Here is a 15,923-nt window from a genome sequence, read left to right as displayed (position 1 = left end):
AAGCGCTCCGATTTTCTTAAGACAGTCTAAATTTCCATGGCAAAGAAAGCGTTAACGACGCGAAACCTGACCCGGCAGACGGAAGAGATCATCGTTTGCGGCAATCGTCAGAGCTGCGGAGGCAATGGCCGGCAGATGGACGAGGCGATCGAGATCCTGTGGACGGCGAAGATCGGCGATCACGAGATCAAAGCCGCCTTCCAGAACCGACGACGGATCGACAGTCTCGAAACGGTGCCAGGGCGCATGGCGGGAGAACGCGGTGCGCAGTGGCTTGAGAATCGCCACGTCGTTGCCAACCAGGCCGATGCGGCGGTTCTTCTCGGAAAATGTCAGGAACGCCGGGACGAAGGCCGAGGCGGTGAAGCGGTCACGCAGGCCGGGGCCGAACAGGCGTGCCGATATGCCGGCCAGACGTACGCTGCCACGAACCGGAAGCCGCGCGCGCGCAACGTTCTCACCCGTTTCTGAAAGGGTCCGATATTCGACGAGACCGCGTGAAAACGTTATGGTCGACGATGGATGTGGATCGTTGAGCATAGCCTCCGCACGCTCGAATGCGGCAGTCCAGCTCAGCTCTTCGATGCCGTTGCCCAGACCGTGCGGGACTGCCTTGAAGGCGTTGATGTGTACCGAGGCGTTCACGTGTGCTCTCCGCTCGAAAATCCAGTCGTCCTGGAGCCTAGCGGAAAGCGCTGAACCGGCCTTGAAGCCAACCGTTAAAATGCGAGCGATGTGTCGAAAAGACATGGCCGTTGAAGCGGCATGCCTGATCCGGAGCGACGGCTGCCTAGTGCGACGGAGCTGCCGCCGGTGCCTCGACCTTGACGCCCTCGACGATTTTTTGGGCCGGAATGGGGTTGCTGCCGCGTCTCGCCGTGTTCGTGTCGATCGTCTCCTTCGACATGTAGTCGAGCTGTTCGATCAACACGTTGGCGACGACCGTATCGCCGAGCTTGGCGTTGATGCCGTCCTTGATCTTCGTGCGGAAGCTTTCCGGATCAAAGGTGCCGACGCTTTTCAGGTCGATCATCTTTTCGCCCATCAGAAGCGAGAACAGTTGGTCCGTCAGAACGACTTCCATCGGAAGCTGAACGTGCTTGGACTTCATGCTGTCGACCGAAAGCGAGATGCGGCCAAGGAAATAACCCTGCACCGCGCCATTGTTGATGACCGGCAGGCTGACCGGGTTGCCTCGCACGATCGTGGTCACGACCGCGGCTTCCGCCTCGGTCGCCACGGGCGCCTTCGACATCTGCGCAGAGACATACACGCCACCGATCGTGGCGATGCAGACCCAGAGCCCGATCAGCAGAACCTTGATCATCAGGACGTGCCGAACCGGAACTGATGTTCCGAATAGGTGCCGTCGGCGTCCATGTCCTTGACGGCGTTCTTGAGGATGTCGGCAACGGCGCGGACGGCCTCAAGATGCGCTTCGACGCGCTGGGCGTTGAGCTTCAGCTTCTTCTTCAGGCCCTGCAACTGACCAAGATAAGGTGCCGACGTTTCCTTGACGTCCGGCCCGCGGAACAGGGTCGTCAGTTCATAGAGGCAGCGGCTCTTGTGGGCGTTCGACACTTTGAGGTCGAAGCCGGAGTCGCGGCCGATCCGATCATTCTCGTTATCGATGATCATCTCAAGACGGGAGAGCACGGTCTTGATGCGGTAGTCAGTGGAAACGACGTCCATATCAACCTTCTAATGTTAATTAATTTGATTTCTTGGCTGCGCCGGCGTTTTCCGACGGAGACAGGATCTGCCGCTGGAAATCAGTGATCATGCCCACCGCCATCTGGCGATCGCCTTCATCGGTCTTGGCATTCGGTGCCGTGCCACGTGCATGCTGAACCGACTGCGAGAACAGTTTTTCGGCAATACCGAAACCGCCCTGCTTGGAGACGGCATCAGCAATCTGTTCCGCCATCATGCCCTTCCAGAAATCGCCGGCGGAACCCTTGCCGAAGACTTCTTCGCTCTCGGATGGAAGCATGTTCTGGATAAACGTGGAGGCAACGCTTGCCTCGAACTTCCGGTAGGTCTCCGGAATATCCTTGTGGCGCGAAACACGGACGTTTTCGACCGTGGCGTCGGACCCGGCGGACTCTGCGGACTTGGCAGTCTGGCTTACGGCCTGGGCGAAACCCACACCGTTGGAGGCCAGCATGACCGATTGCGCCGTTGCTTCGTTTGCCTTCAGCTTTTCACGTGCGGCCTGAAGCAGGCCCGGATCTGCGGCCTGGACAACATCCAGGACAAGATCGCTCGGGGGGGAAATAGCCAATTCCAGTTCCTCATTATTTAGCGAACTGGATCATCCCTTATCAAGCTTGCTGGAAGCTGGTGTGGAGACCATCAGGCCGAGATCAACGAGATCGTACATGCGCTCGTCCTCGGCAAGCCGGCCTTCCAGCTCCTTTGCGTCGCCCATGCGCTCCTCGAGCCTATCGCCCTTGGTCTTTTCGCGCAGGACCCGCTGTTCCTGCGCCTTCTGCTGGGCAACGATCTGCTGGCTTCGCGAAAACAGGCGTGTCAGCCGGTCGGCGTAATTCTTGGAGAACTGCTGGTGTACGGGATCGGTCGAGGACAGCGCATCAACAGTCGTGTCGATGGATTGATCGATTTCCGCCTTGCGCTGCACCGTGGTGCTGAGCTCGAACTCGGCGAGCTTTTCTAGCTGGCGCTGGACATCGACCAGACGCCGCAGCTTGTCGGATTTCTTGTTGCCTGCCACGCGCGTCCTCCTTGGAAGCCTTGCCTACAGCCCGGTGAATACAAGCGGAAACCCGCGCACGAATTCCTCGATCATGGAGGCGATGCCGAGATAGAGCAGGAAGATACCACCCATCAGCGCATACGGCGTCGAGATGAAGTAGACCGGGATCTGCGGCGCCATCTTGTTGATCATTCCGACAGCGACGTTGAACATGATGCCGTAGACGAGGAAGGGGCTCATCAGCCTCAGGACGATCATGAACGTGGCCGACAACGTATCCGTCAGAGTGATCAGGATGCGCCGCGGATTGAGACCTTCGGCGAGCGGGATTGTCGTGTATGAATCGACCAGCGACCTGATGACGATGTGATGGAAGTTCAGCATAAACAGGACAAGCAGGCCGGACAGAGTCAGAAGACTGGTCAGCTGGCTTTCCGACGAATCTTCCAGCACGTCGGATCCGGGCGGACCGCTGAAGGAGATCGACATGGCGATGGCGGCGCCGGCAAACTGCAGACCCGACGCATAAAGGCGGGCGATCAGGCCGAACACGGCCCCGACGAGGGTTTCAGACGCAATCAGCAGGCCGAGACCCGCAGCGTCACCGGAAACCCTGGGGTAGATCGTATCCCAGACCATCGGCAGCACCGCCATGGACAGCGCCACCGATAAAAACAGCCGGACTTCCATGGGCAATCTGGCAGATGAGAACCCGGGCATGATCATGATGCAGCCGCCGATTCGGCAGAATGCAAGAAAGAGAGCGATGACCGTGCCCTGCGGGTCCGTTATCATGAGATCGATCCAAGTACCTTGATCTCGGTGCCCTTTGCCAGCTCGACATGCGACAGGACGGGAAGGGTTGCGAACAGCCGCTCGATGATCATGCGCACATAAGAGCGTGTCTCCGGCGACGTGACAAGTACGAAGGGCATGCCCTTGTCCATGTATTCACGGATGACTTTGCCCGCCTGTTCGCTGAACTCTTCGAGCGAGCGCGGATCGATGTCGAAATCGATGATGTCGCCCTTCGGATCGCGCTTGATTGCCTGGTGGAACAGAAGGTCCCATTTGGAGCCGAGACGCAGGACGCGAAGGATGCCGTTGTCGGCGAGATCGCCGCAGATCTGCTGGGCCATGCGGACCCGCACGTGCTCGACGAGCTGCTCGGTCTTGCGGACATGCGGCGCGAGTTCGGCGAGCGCTTCGAGAATGAGGTGCAGGTTGCGGATCGAGACGCGTTCGGCAAGCAGAAGCTTGAGAACCGCCTGAAGGCCGGAATAGGACATGTGCGACGAGCACATCTCGTCGGCAAGCTTCTTGTACTCCGGATCGAGACGTTCGATGAGGATCTTGACGTCCTTGTAGGACAAAAGCTGCGGCAGGTTGTTGCGGATGACTTCGCTGACATGGGTCAGAAGCACCGAGACGTTGTCGATCGGGTGGAAACCCTCGCGCTTTAGATCCTCGACGAAATGCTCCAGCACCGAGACGGCCGGCATTCCGAACGTGGGTTCGCGAACCTCGTCGCCGGGAACCGACGGCTTGCGATCCTTGCCGACGATGACGAGGACTTCGCCCAGTCGCAGCGTGCTGCTGGCGACCGTCGTTCCGTGGATGCGGATCTGGTAGGACTTTTCCGGGATCTGGATATCGTCGACGACCTTGATTTCCGGCACAACGAACCCGTATTGCGTGGCAAACCGCTTGCGCATCTTGCCGACGCGGAACCCGAGTTCCTGGTGTGCGCCGAGAAGACGCGGCGAGACCTGCTTGCCGAGCGCCAGTTCGATTTCTGCCGTCTTGAGGACGTTCTTGACCGAATCCTTTTCCGATTCGCGGTTCTCGACGACCTTCTTTTCCTCGCTCTCGCGCACCCTCTGGTTCTCGGCTTCGATCTGCCGCGGAATGACCCAGCCGGCACCGGCGAGAAGGAATGCAAGCGTCATGAACGGCATGAACGGCAGGCCGGGCACCAGTGCCAAGGTCGCCATCATGCCGGCTGCGACCCACAGAGCGCGAGGATAGCCGCTCAGCTGGCCGATAACAGCTACGTCGGTGGAACCCTGGGTACCGCCGCGGGTGACGATCAGGCCGGCTGCGAGCGAAACGATCAGCGCCGGAACCTGGGAAACGATACCATCGCCGACCGACAGCTTGACGAAGACGTCGGCGGCTTCGCCGATTTCCATGCCGTGACGGAAGTACCCGATGATGATGCCGCCGAACACGTTGATCGTGGTGATCAGCAGGCCGGCGACAGCGTCACCGCGAACGAATTTGGAGGCACCGTCCATGGCGCCGAAGAACGAGCTTTCTTCTTCCAGCTCGCGGCGGCGCAGCTGCGCCTCCTTCTCGTCAATGATGCCGGCGGACAGATCGGCATCGATCGACATCTGCTTGCCGGGAATGGCGTCGAGGGTGAAGCGCGCGCCGACTTCGGCGATACGCGTCGCACCCTTGGTGATGACGATGAAGTTGACGACGATCAGGATCAGGAAGACGATCAGACCGATCACGAAATCGCCGGACATGACGAGGTTCGCGAAACCCGCGATCACGCCGCCGGCGGCGGTATGGCCTTCGTGGCCGTGCGAAAGAATGACGCGGGTGGTGGCGATATTGAGCGCCAGCCGGATCATCGTCGCGATCAGAAGGATCGTCGGGAAGGACGAGAAGTCCAGCGGCCGCTGGATCCACAGCGCCACCATCAGGATCAGAACGGAAAAGGCGATCGAAAACGCCAACCCGATATCGATCATGAAGACCGGCACCGGCAGGAACAGGATGCACAGGATGGCCATGATACCGACGGCAAAGCCGATATCGCGGCCATTCGGCGCGGCCTTCACGGGGGTAATGGACGTCTTCGTCATTGCCATATGCGGTATCTCTTCATGAGATTAGAAAGGCGCGTGCTGCGCCCATGGATCGCGCAAAAAGCAAGACATGATAATGCCCGGACCTGTTGCGACAGATCCCTTCTAGGCAGCGAAGCTTGTGTGAGGGTGTCCGCCATCATCGCAGGCGAAGCGTGCGAGCAAGCCTCGCAGCCTTGGCAGCCGTGCGCTAGAAACCGGACTGGACGCGCGAAAAGACGAGATCGGTAAAGAGCGAGATCTGGCCGCCGATGAAGGGAGCGGCAATCCCGAGCGCCAGCATGACGGCGACGATCTTGGGCACGAATGTCAGTGTCATTTCCTGGATCTGGGTCAGCGCCTGAATGAGCGCCACGACCATGCCGACAATCATCGCGGTCAGCACTGCCGGGCTTGAGGCGATTAGAATCGTCCATATCGCCGAGTGCATCATGTCGAGAGCATCGGCTTCATTCATTGCAGGATCATCCGGGGCATTGGTGTCGTGGCCATCATCATCTGGCGCGAATCGCATGCGGATGATGACAGCCACCGACCGCCAATGCAATTGAGCGACCGGTACTGCCCCCGGCAAAACCGCAGGCTCGCCTGCAATTTCATGAATTCAGTCGGATCAGGACTCCGAGGACTTCGTCGCAGATATCGTGATGCCGTCGCCGATCGTGATCTCCTTGCCAGCCTCGGTCGTTGCAACCAGACCGTCGGACGTGACTTCGATCGATTCGACCACACCGCTGGTCTTGCCATCACTGCTGGTGATCGTCTTGCCGATATAGGACGAGGCGTTCGATAGCGACGACTGTGCGATCAGGCTTTCCAGGTTGGTGTTCGTCTGGATCGACTGTTCGACCTGCGAGAAGGTTGCCAGCTGCGAGATCTGTTCGCTGGCATCCAGCGGATCCGTCGGATCCTGGTTCTGCATCTGGGCGATCAGAAGCTGCAGGAAAGCGTCGTAATCGAGCGAAGCGCTTGCCGCAGCGGATGAAGCCTTCGACGAACTGGTTGCAGTCGTCGAGGTTGCGGACGATACCGTATCTACTGCCATAGCCCCATCTCCTTGCGCAGACCGGCGATAGCAGCCGGCGCGACTTCCTTGCTGTTCAGGATTCGCTCTTCGACAGGATAGAGCGCGCGGATTGCCTTCAGTGCTTCAAAAGCGCGATCGGAGGCGACAAGCGCATCGATCTGCTTGAGCTCGTCGATGATTTCCGGATTGCGGAAGCATGCGAGCAGCATCATGACCGACCGGCGGAACATGGTCACGGCCTGGTCCTTGCCTTCCGGATTGATCAGCATCATCTGTGCGATGAAGTACAGCTGACGAAGCGGGGTCGTCGTATCCTCGGGCTGGAGAACATGGTTTTCTAGCAGGAACGTAACGTTGTTGAGGAATTCGAGAGAAACCTTGCGATCAACACGCAGGACTGCGCCGTTGATGAAGATCTTTTCGCCGGACTTCAGCGAGATACGCAGTGTGCTTTTCATCTTAGGCCATCCCTGATGATGGTAGTCACGTCGATAATGCCCTGGTAATTGTCGGACTGCTTCTTACGAATGCGTTCGCATTCCTTCAGTATCCAAAGGGCGATGGAGATCAGCTTTGCGCGCAGCTCGATGCCGAGCTCGTTGTCGGGCTGGTTGAGGTCTTCGATAAACCGGGTCCAGACCCTGCGCGTATAATGGATGGCCTCGACGGCCTCGCGTCCATAATGCGATTTGTTCGGGACTGCAGAGAGGAGCTCAATGGAGCGGGCCAGAACCTGGCGTTCTCTCTCTCTAGCGCTTGCGAGGTCATCCTTGATTACCTCGGCATACGCAAACTGGAACATGCTTGCTTCCTTCATGTTGCAAACCAAATGCCGCGGGGCAACTACCCATTATAGATAGTTGACGAGGCTCAGTCCCTGGATCTTGGAGGTGATGGTGTATGAGGTCTCTACTTGCGTCAACAACGTGTTGAGACGCACCGAAGCATCATAAGTATCCACGCCGACGAGATCTGTCAGTTGGGTGTTGATGATATCCATTTGCGCCGACATGGCGGTATTGGCCTTTTCGACGCGCTCCTGGGAAAGCCCCATGGAAGAGCGCTCAGCATCGATGCCGGACACCGATAGGCCGGCAAGATTGGTAACGGTCGCGTTGACCTTGTTCAGTGCATCGGCGGACAGGCCCGCCGTTGCCAACTGGGACGTGATCAGGCTGCCGAGAACGAGGTTTTTGAAGCCATCGGCATTCAGGCTCGTCGAAGTGGTGACGGTCTCAGACGTGCTGACACGACCGGTCATTTTGGTGTCGGACGCGTTTGTCCAGCCGGACCAGTCGAAGGACGACGTATAGTCGTCGAGGAAGGTCGCCATCTGGCTGGACGATATATCCGATGCGCTGGAGATACCGTTGGCCGACATGAAGCTCGAAAACTGCGTGTTGAAGTCGTCCGTAAGGTCGGTGATGAAGCTGTCGTCCAGAGGTGCGGCATCGGTGTTGATGCCGGAAAACAGATACTCGCCATTGACCGAGACGTTTGCGTAGCTGACGAAATTCTCGAGCACGGACGTCGCCGTATCGGCAGAAACCTGCAAGCTCGTCTTGTCGCTGCTGCCGGAGAGCGCGACCAGCGAATCCAGCAGCGTCTGGCCGGAGTCGGACATCTGCTCCATCGCAAGCTGCGAGGAATCCATTCGCTGATTGGTCAGCGAATTGGAATCGATGATTGCCTGCAGCCGTGATGACTCGCGGCCGTAATCGAGGCTTGCAGACGTCCGCGTACCGAGTTCCAGACCCGTATCCGCATAGGTACCGTTGACCGATTCCTTCTGCAGTTTGGCGATCTCGGTCTGCGAGTTCTGTACGGTCAGCTGCATTGTCTGGCTGACGGACAGGGTTGAGATGGATGTCGTCTTCATGACTTAGTTCGCAGCCTCCATCAGCGCCGCCAGCATCTCGTCGATGGTCGACAAGAGCTTTGAGGCCGCCTTGTAGGATTGTTCGACATCGAGGAGGAGGATCAGTTCCTCATCGAGATTGACGCCCGTTGCGTTGGAATAGGCCTCGGTTGAACGCGACAGCATGGCCGTCGTGGTTTCCGCAGCATTCGTGGCTCCGCTCCGGTATTCCTCGACCCAGCCGACTGAATCCGTTGAGTAATCCAGCAATGTGGCCTTGTCGCCGATCTTGGCGGCAGGATCAAATTCCATGGAAGTCTCGAAGCCCGAGACATATTCGCTGAGCAACGTGGAAAAGCCGCTCGCGCTTTCGGTGTTGACGCTGGCACCCGAAATCGAGCCGTCCCTGAGCTTGGTGGGGTCGGCGACCGCCTCGGCATTGACCGTGATGATCCCAGCGAGGCCGGTGATGATCTCAGCCGTTTCGAAATCGACTTCGTCGCCCGTGGTCGTCGTGAAAAGACCGGCGATCTGGCTTGCGCCATCTGTTTCGGAAAACAGGGAAATCAGGCCGCGGGCGATTTCGTCGAGCTGGTCCTGGTACGTTGGATAGACCTCGTCACGCAGCTGGACGAGTGCCTGAAGCGACCCTTGTGCCGTCGTGTCGCTGCTCTGGCCGGCCTTCAGCTCCACGCCGTCGATATAGACTGCGCCGCCGACCGTCGTTGCATCGTAACCCGCAGTCGAATCGAACGTTACAGGCCGTGCCGTGCTTTCGAACAGCGTGATGCCGCCATTCGTATAGATCGACATGTCGTTGTTGTCGCGCGTCGCTGTGCTGATGCCGACGATGCCGGAAATCTGCTTGAGCAGGCTTTCGCGGGTATCGAGAGCATTGTTGCCGTCGGTGCCGGCCGCAGCCGCCGTCACAACCGCCTTGTTGGCCTGCTCGAACTGCGCAAGCAGCTTATTGAGCTTGTCAACCTGGCCGGAAATCTGGGCGTCGGTGCCAGCGCGAAGCTGCTGCACTTCGGTGGTGCTGGTATTGAGAGCCGTCGCAACATCGACCGCCGAGTTGACCGCGGCCGAAGCGAGCGTGACGTCTCCGGGGGTCGCCGCGTAGGTCTGCAGCGCGTCCCGCAGTTCAGACAGTGCCGTGGACGGAGCAAGCGAATACCCGTCCCCGCCCATGATTGTGTAGACGGATTCCAGTCCGGCCAGCAATGTCTGCTGTCCCGCATCGTCGGCCGTAGACGAGAGTGTCTGCTTCAGCAGCGCGGCGTCTTCCGTCCGCGCTGTCTGAACGGTCGTGGCACCGGTATAGGCGTTCGTGACAGTCGCTGCGGAACGGCGGTTGTAATCGCTGTTCCCGACGTTTTGAACGTTTGTCGACAACACCCCCGTCTGCGTGGCGGTGTTGTTCAAGATATTCTTTGTCGTACTCAGTGCCGATGCGAGTGACATCGCTTAACTCCTGAAACTACCGGACCAGATTAATCAGTACGTCCATCAGATCGGAACCGGTCTGGAACACTTTGGAATTGGCGCTATAGCTGCGCTGCGCTTCGATCATCTCGGTCAGTTCGTTGGCCAGATCGACGTTGGAGGTTTCGAGCGCGCCCGAAACGATCTCGCCAAATCCACTGGAGCCGGCAAAGCCGAGGGTGACCACGCCGGAGCTACTCGTCGTGCGGTAGACGTTGCCGGAGGAGACTTCGAGGTTGTCGGGGCTTTCGACCGTCGCCATGGCGATCTGGTACAGCGACTTCGACGAACCGTCCGCATAGACCGCGTTGATCGTGCCGTCAGATTCGATCTTGACGCTGGAGATGGAGCTCGGCGCGCTGCCGTTGACGCTGCCGCTCGAGATGTTCGACTTGGCCGACAGCTGCGTCATGCCGGCGAGATCGAACTTGATCCCGTTGACCGTGACAGAAAGCTCCTCGGCACCGTCAACCGTTTCAAGCTTGCCGGACGAATTAAACGCGAGCGACAGGTTGGCGAGTTCGCCATCACCGCCATAAGGGAAGCTGCCGGTGCCGGTCGTGCTTGCGTCAGCTGCGTTATAGACGCTGAGCTGCCATTCGCCTGCAGCCGTCTTCGAGAAATAGAAGTCGTAGACGATCGGGTTGCCGAGGCTGTCGTAGCTGGTCAGCGACGTCTTCAGCGTGCTGTCCATGTCGACGTCGACATCTTCGGTGTTGTCGGCCGGCAGGTCGGCGGCGACGACATCGGACGCGCTGTTGAGGTTGCCGGAGAGCGACCCGGAGGTCGACGCGACCGCACTCAGTTCCGAGCCGCCGACATTGATCGGGACCAGGCCGTCATAGCTGTTGACGACGGTCGTCGGGGTTCCGGAATCGTAGGAGTAACCGAGGAGCGTATAGCCTGCAGAGTTGACCAGGTTGCCCTGCTCGTTCGGCGTAAAATCGCCGGAACGGGTCAGAAAGGTCTCGCCCGCTGAATTCTGTACGACGAAAAATCCGTCGCCCTGGATCGCAAGATCGGATCCTGACGTGGTGTATTCGAGAGCACCCTGCTCAGAAATAGAATACTTCACGCTGGTTTCGACACCACCGGAATTGTATGAGCCGGCCGTCGATGGCAGCACTAGCGACGCAAACTGCGTGGACGACTTTTTGTAGGCAGTCGTCGACGAGTTAGCAATGTTATCGCCAACGGTGCCCAAACGGTTTGCCTGCGCATTCATGCCCGATACGGCGGTTTTCATAGTTCCGAAAAGGCTCATAGCAATCCTCGTTGCACTTAGGCTTATGACTTTAGGGGATGGGCCTTGCGTGAAGCTGTCTGCGTGCTGGCATCGAGCGCTGATCTGCGTCGAAGTCGAGGGCCCTATCTGTCTGACAAAAATGACAAATCGAGCACGCAAAAAAAATGGCACCTCATATTTGGGTGCCATTTTCAGTGTTAGTTCCAGTCGATGCAGTATCCTAGGAACCGCTTCGAATCGATGGGATCGAAGCCCAGTTTCTTGCGAAGCTTCTTGCGAAGCTTGCTGATGTGGCTTTCGACCACGTTCTCTTCGACGTCCTCGTCGAACACGCCGTAGATGGCGTTGAAGATCTGCGACTTGGAAACACGACGGCCGCGATTGGCAATCAAGTATTCCAGGATGCGGCGTTCGCGCCGTGGAAGTGCAAACGCTTCGCCTTCGACTTCGGGATCGCGGCCATCGGAGAAAACCCGGATCGCGCCGATGTCGGTGTGATTGGCAACCGCGTTCAGGCGGCGGCGGATAGCCGCTGCCCGTGCCAGAATTTCCCTCGGATGAACCGGCTTGCGCACAACATCGTCGACACCGCAGTCGAAAAGCGCAAGCGTGGATTCCAGGGACGGCTGATCGCTGACAGCGATTACCGGTGCACTGCTGCGTCCACGGATTGCCCGTGGCAAATCATGGATCAGGTCGCCCTGACCAATCAAAAACGCCTCGATTGCAGCAATATCGGCTTCCGCTGCCGAATTCACCCAATCTGTAAATTCTTCCGGATCAAACCCGGTAGAAGGAACGCCTTCGCGCCCAAACAAAGACGTGTAACCGTCTTTCACTATTTCTCGTTCATCAACCACTACGATCATTCGTCCGCCTCCGAATCAATATCGCATCTCTGTGAGAGAGTGATACGAATCGTCAGGAATCTGGGCAACTAGAGGAAGTAACAGGGGCTTGCTAATAATTGATTAACCATGTTGCGCCGATTTGGTACTAGATCTAGTGGAAAAAGGGTGGCCTCCCCATAATGCGCGGTGGAAAATTAATTTTTGAGAAAATGCTCACTTGAAAACGCAGTTTGAACGCATTCTCTCATCGGCAGCCGTAAACAGATATTAGATTTCACTAATTTCTATTTCAGGTTGCGCTCGGACCACAAAAATTCGTCGCGTTCCGCGTCCATTTTCCGAAGTCGGTGGCAACAAGATTGGCGATCACCCGGCACACATAGCGCTGCTGCGCCGGATTGTTGTTGGGACCGGCATGATATCTGGCGACTGCCATCGTCCATGTCTCGTGCTTGTCGTGCAGCCGTTTCAGAAATAGCGCCGCATATTCGACGTTCTTTCTCGGGTCGAGCATGTCCGGAACCGAGGCAAACTCCTCGCCATGGAAGTGGTGATTGATCTGCATGCAGCCGAGATCGATCAGCTTGGCGCCCGTGCTCTTCGCCTGGGTAAAGAGCTGCATTGCCTCCTGCACAGACGACGCGAAATAGGCCTTGCCTTCGATATTCAGCGCATAGGGACTGAGCGATCCCTTGCGTCCGGTCTCTGTCAGTCCCACCGAGTAGAGGATGCCTTCAGGGACGCCGTATTTGCGCGCTGCGGCCTGGATCTGGGCCTCGCAGATGCTGACCTGTTCCGAGGTGATCTTGCCGTTTCCAGCCTGGCCAGTCCCTGGCTGGGCGGTTCGGGCCTGATCGCGCCGCTGCGGCGCGCCGGCGCGCTTCTGCGTCCCCGGCTGCGCGGCGTTGGGCACGTCTGCCTGCTGAGGAGGCTGCTGGGTGGCGTAGAGCTGCCAGGCGCGGGTTTCGACCGCGCTACAGGTAAATGTCGCCAGTGCCAGCGCTGCCGATGTCAGTTTCAACGACAGTCTCATTGCGCTTCTCCATGTCGTTGCGATTGCCGTCGTTGGAGCGGCCACCCTGAGCCTGTCCCTGCTGGCGAGCTGCCTCGCCGTCGCGGGCGAGCTGCTGCTGTGTCTGGGCGCCGCTGCCGCCCTGCTGCTGGTCTGCAGACGAGTTCGAGCTGTCGGTCGACGGTGCCATGCTGACGGTCACCTGGTCGACGTTGAAGCCTTGGGCCCGCAAGGCATCGAGCATCGGCTTGCTGTCATCGCTGAGCTCGCGATAAGCCATGCTGCTGTGGACGGTAAGATGGATGCTCAGCTGATCTCCCACCAGCCGCATATGCGCGGTCACGGTGCCGAGATTGTCGGGCGTCAGCTGGAGCTTGAGCGTATTGACCACGCTGCCGGTGCCGGATGTGCGGGTCGGATCGGTCAGAGCGGAAGACGGCTGCATAGCCGCGGTCCATTCCCTGTTGCTGGAGGCGGCACTCAAAAGATTGCTGGCATTTTCGCCGACGCCAAAGCCGAGATAGCGCCGCGAGTCGAGAACCGTGACGGTTTCGGTGTTGGCTGTGCCCGGAAGGCTGTCCTGCAGGTCGGATCCACCGTCCGCGCCTGTGACGATCGACAGGCTGACAGCCGCAATCGCATCTCCGGCTTTCTGGAAGCGGTAGGATTTGACGTCTGTCTGGGGTTCTGCCTCGCCCGTATCGAGGAAATCGAACGACGTGGCAGCATCCGTGTCGTCGGACGGCATGCTGGCGTCCGTCTTATCGTTCGGGATCCCCGTCTCGGTCACGGAGATCATGGCCGACAGTGCGGCTATATCCGCGGACTGGGCCGGGTTACCGGTCTCGACGCTGGCCGTCAGATTGAGCAGTGCCGCTGTTGAGAGTGCAGCCGTTGAATCTGACACAGCGGCCGCGAGGGCCAATCCTTGGCTTTCATCGTCCGGCACGTCTTTCGAAAGCACATCGGCGATCTTCGCCTTTCCATCGTCGCCAGCAACAGTCGTGACGCGCTTGGTTGCAGTAGCAACCAACTGGGTAACGTCGATCTGGCCGCCGGCCTTATCCGGGCTACCGGTCTGTTTGATGTTGCCTGTTTGGTTGAGGCTGTCACTCTGGTGCTGACCCGGAATCTCTTCCGGCAAGGTTTGTCCGACAAGCTCTTCATTGACCGCTTCGTCTACAGACGGCGCCGGAACCGGCTGGGCGACCGGGTGCGGCACGTCCACCTGCGGGGCTGCGACCGGAAGCTCGGCTGCAGCCTGGACAAGCGTTGCAGCGGATGGAGCAGCGGTATCCGCAGGTTCCGTCGGCTTGAAGTTTGCGGCAAGCGATGTCAGGTCGGTAAGCGTCTTGAAGCGGGAACTGCCGAGCGAAATCTTTCCCGTCCCGGATCCGTCCTCGGCAACCGCCGTGCCGTTCTCTGTCGATTTCCCGGCATCGGCGTCCGCGTCTGTCAGCACCTGGGCAAATTCGCCGGCTTCGCCGTTCTGCGGCGATGCCTTTCCGAAAAGAGTCCCGACCTGCCCGTCTGATACTGCCTTAACCGAAGCGCCTGCTACGTTCGTCATTCATATGCCTCATCGCTGAGCAGGTCGTCGATCTGCTTCAGCTTCATTCTGTTCTGCTCTACATAGGTCTGGAGGCTTGCCTCCATTTCCGGGTTCTCGGTCTTTGCTGCGGGCTTGGCCACAGAGGTGGCGGGTGCCGGCGCCGAAGGAATGGTGGCGGACGCCGTCGCAGCCTGACCCGCTTCGCCCGCGGGCATCACCACCGGCTCTGACGATACGCTCGACGTTTCGGGTGCCATCAGGATCTGTTCGACGACCTTTTGCGCCGCTGCACGCAGGTTCCTGTCGCGTTCGGAAAGCGCGCCATCGGGGATCTGCGACAGACTCTTTGCCGCTTCCACCACGTTACTGGACGAAATGCTGGCAAGATCGCCATACAGCTGCCCGATCGCATTGTTCTCCGAACCGGGACTGGGGGAGAGACGTTCCGCGTTCAATGCCGCAAAGCGAGCCAGATCCTTGTTGCCCGCGAGCAAGGCGCGCCTGGATACCCGGAGGTAGAACTCGTGCGCGCGCGGATCGTCCATCATTGAGACGACGTCGGTCCAGCGGCTCCGGTCACCCTTGCCGTCATCGTCAGTGGCAAGTTGCACGAACATGTCGATAAACTGGCTGGCATAGGGAGAATAGAGAAAACGACGGACGTATTTCGCCGCCAGATCGAAGCCCCTGCCCGGCTCCGTCGGTAGGATCACGGCAAGCGACCGTCTGAGCGCTGCCTCTTCCAGATTGGTCCCGGGTGCGAGCAGCCGAACCTGATCGAAATAGCCGATCGCCTTGGCGGGGTCGGCATTCGCCGTGATGTTGCCGGCGACGAGCGCCAGATAGGGGCCAACCGGGCTTGTGCCATACTCCTTGACCAAACCCTCGAATGCAGCGACCGCCGTCAGGCCCTGCCCCTGGAAATAGCGACGGAGAACGCGCGCCAACCGGCCATCGAATTCACCGTAGACATCGCGTGCCGCAAGAAAATCCAGCGTCTGCGGATTGCCGCCACTCATGGCGAATACGAAAACCGCATCGACGTTGCGGGGATCCTTGAACACATCAGGTGATGCCGTGCGTAGCCGCTGGTCGAGTGTCTTGAGAAGGAAGCGCTGCATTTCGTTGGCGGAATGATCGCCCGCGACGATCGCGTCCTGCAGATATTGCAGGGAGCGGATCATCTTGTATGGCTCAAGATCCTCACTGGCCACGGCGTTGCCCGCAGCGGCGAGAAAAACCCCGGCGACCAGTGAGCGCAGCAAGTTATGGCGATCGCGCGAACGCATCATCTCGA

18 protein-coding genes are annotated in these 15,923 nt (G+C 59.0%); all 18 read right to left on the bottom strand.

Going from position 1 to position 15,923, the window contains the following annotated elements; genetic code table 11:
* Window positions 1–51: 51 nt before the first annotated feature.
* The 18 genes from J3A65_RS20980 to J3A65_RS20895 all read right to left on the bottom strand — a co-directional run bounded on the left by J3A65_RS20980 (window position 52) and on the right by J3A65_RS20895 (window position 15,918).
* Window positions 52–645, bottom strand: coding sequence for a hypothetical protein (locus J3A65_RS20980; RefSeq protein ID WP_209903195.1), 594 nt, complete (start codon window positions 643–645; stop codon window positions 52–54).
* A 145-nt stretch (window positions 646–790) separates the two neighbouring features.
* Window positions 791–1,327 (bottom strand): hypothetical protein, encoded by a 537-nt coding sequence (locus tag J3A65_RS20975; RefSeq protein ID WP_209903193.1) that lies wholly within the window; start codon window positions 1,325–1,327, stop codon window positions 791–793.
* A complete protein-coding gene (locus J3A65_RS20970) occupies window positions 1,327–1,692 on the bottom strand; it encodes a hypothetical protein (RefSeq protein WP_062453786.1) in 366 nt (121 codons plus the stop codon). Before J3A65_RS20970 ends, J3A65_RS20975 begins: the two co-directional genes overlap by 1 nt.
* A gap of 19 nt (window positions 1,693–1,711) precedes the next feature.
* Window positions 1,712–2,284, bottom strand: coding sequence for a rod-binding protein (locus J3A65_RS20965; protein ID WP_062579116.1), 573 nt, complete (start codon window positions 2,282–2,284; stop codon window positions 1,712–1,714).
* Between the two features lie 30 nt (window positions 2,285–2,314).
* On the bottom strand, window positions 2,315–2,734 hold the full coding sequence (locus J3A65_RS20960; protein WP_062453788.1) for a hypothetical protein: 420 nt from the start codon (window positions 2,732–2,734) through the stop codon (window positions 2,315–2,317).
* 24 nt (window positions 2,735–2,758) lie between these two features.
* Window positions 2,759–3,511, bottom strand: coding sequence for a flagellar biosynthetic protein FliR (fliR, locus tag J3A65_RS20955; RefSeq protein WP_062453789.1), 753 nt, complete (start codon window positions 3,509–3,511; stop codon window positions 2,759–2,761).
* Entirely contained in the window at window positions 3,508–5,592 is a 2,085-nt protein-coding gene (flhA, locus tag J3A65_RS20950; RefSeq protein WP_062454866.1) for a flagellar biosynthesis protein FlhA, read from the bottom strand. Before flhA ends, fliR begins: the two co-directional genes overlap by 4 nt.
* A 193-nt stretch (window positions 5,593–5,785) precedes the next feature.
* Complete coding sequence (gene fliQ, locus J3A65_RS20945) at window positions 5,786–6,052, bottom strand: flagellar biosynthesis protein FliQ (protein WP_062454868.1); 267 nt, start codon at window positions 6,050–6,052, stop codon at window positions 5,786–5,788.
* Between the two features lie 156 nt (window positions 6,053–6,208).
* Entirely contained in the window at window positions 6,209–6,640 is a 432-nt protein-coding gene (gene flgD / locus J3A65_RS20940) for a flagellar hook assembly protein FlgD (protein WP_092661202.1), read from the bottom strand.
* Window positions 6,631–7,080 carry a flagellar biosynthesis repressor FlbT gene (gene flbT, locus J3A65_RS20935; RefSeq protein WP_062453791.1) on the bottom strand — a complete coding sequence of 150 codons (450 nt, stop codon included), beginning with the start codon at window positions 7,078–7,080 and terminating at the stop codon, window positions 6,631–6,633. Before flbT ends, flgD begins: the two co-directional genes overlap by 10 nt.
* A complete protein-coding gene (gene flaF / locus J3A65_RS20930; RefSeq protein WP_062453792.1) occupies window positions 7,077–7,424 on the bottom strand; it encodes a flagellar biosynthesis regulator FlaF in 348 nt (115 codons plus the stop codon). Before flaF ends, flbT begins: the two co-directional genes overlap by 4 nt.
* 48 nt (window positions 7,425–7,472) lie before the next feature.
* Window positions 7,473–8,501 (bottom strand): flagellar hook-associated family protein, encoded by a 1,029-nt coding sequence (locus J3A65_RS20925; RefSeq protein WP_092661200.1) that lies wholly within the window; start codon window positions 8,499–8,501, stop codon window positions 7,473–7,475.
* A 3-nt stretch (window positions 8,502–8,504) separates the two neighbouring features.
* Window positions 8,505–9,944 (bottom strand): flagellar hook-associated protein FlgK, encoded by a 1,440-nt coding sequence (gene flgK, locus J3A65_RS20920; RefSeq protein WP_062453794.1) that lies wholly within the window; start codon window positions 9,942–9,944, stop codon window positions 8,505–8,507.
* 16 nt (window positions 9,945–9,960) lie between these two features.
* The gene (locus J3A65_RS20915) at window positions 9,961–11,229 is read right to left on the bottom strand and encodes a flagellar hook protein FlgE (RefSeq protein WP_062579112.1); all 1,269 of its coding nucleotides are present in this window, start codon (window positions 11,227–11,229) and stop codon (window positions 9,961–9,963) included.
* 179 nt (window positions 11,230–11,408) lie between these two features.
* Entirely contained in the window at window positions 11,409–12,080 is a 672-nt protein-coding gene (locus J3A65_RS20910; RefSeq protein WP_062579110.1) for a winged helix-turn-helix domain-containing protein, read from the bottom strand.
* A 271-nt stretch (window positions 12,081–12,351) separates the two neighbouring features.
* The gene (locus tag J3A65_RS20905; protein ID WP_062454870.1) at window positions 12,352–12,867 is read right to left on the bottom strand and encodes a transglycosylase SLT domain-containing protein; all 516 of its coding nucleotides are present in this window, start codon (window positions 12,865–12,867) and stop codon (window positions 12,352–12,354) included.
* A 169-nt stretch (window positions 12,868–13,036) separates the two neighbouring features.
* Complete coding sequence (locus J3A65_RS20900; protein WP_209903191.1) at window positions 13,037–14,644, bottom strand: flagellar hook-length control protein FliK; 1,608 nt, start codon at window positions 14,642–14,644, stop codon at window positions 13,037–13,039.
* Window positions 14,641–15,918: a chemotaxis protein gene (locus tag J3A65_RS20895; protein ID WP_209903189.1), complete on the bottom strand. Its 1,278-nt coding sequence runs from the start codon at window positions 15,916–15,918 to the stop codon at window positions 14,641–14,643. The genes J3A65_RS20900 and J3A65_RS20895 overlap by 4 nt, the downstream gene beginning before the upstream one ends.
* Window positions 15,919–15,923 lie beyond the last annotated feature (5 nt).

Source organism: Rhizobium sp. PvP014, assembly GCF_017876855.1.
Classification (GTDB): domain Bacteria; phylum Pseudomonadota; class Alphaproteobacteria; order Rhizobiales; family Rhizobiaceae; genus Neorhizobium; species Neorhizobium soli.
Note: the sequence above shows the minus strand (reverse complement) of the source record. Positions and strands in the feature narration are given on the sequence as shown.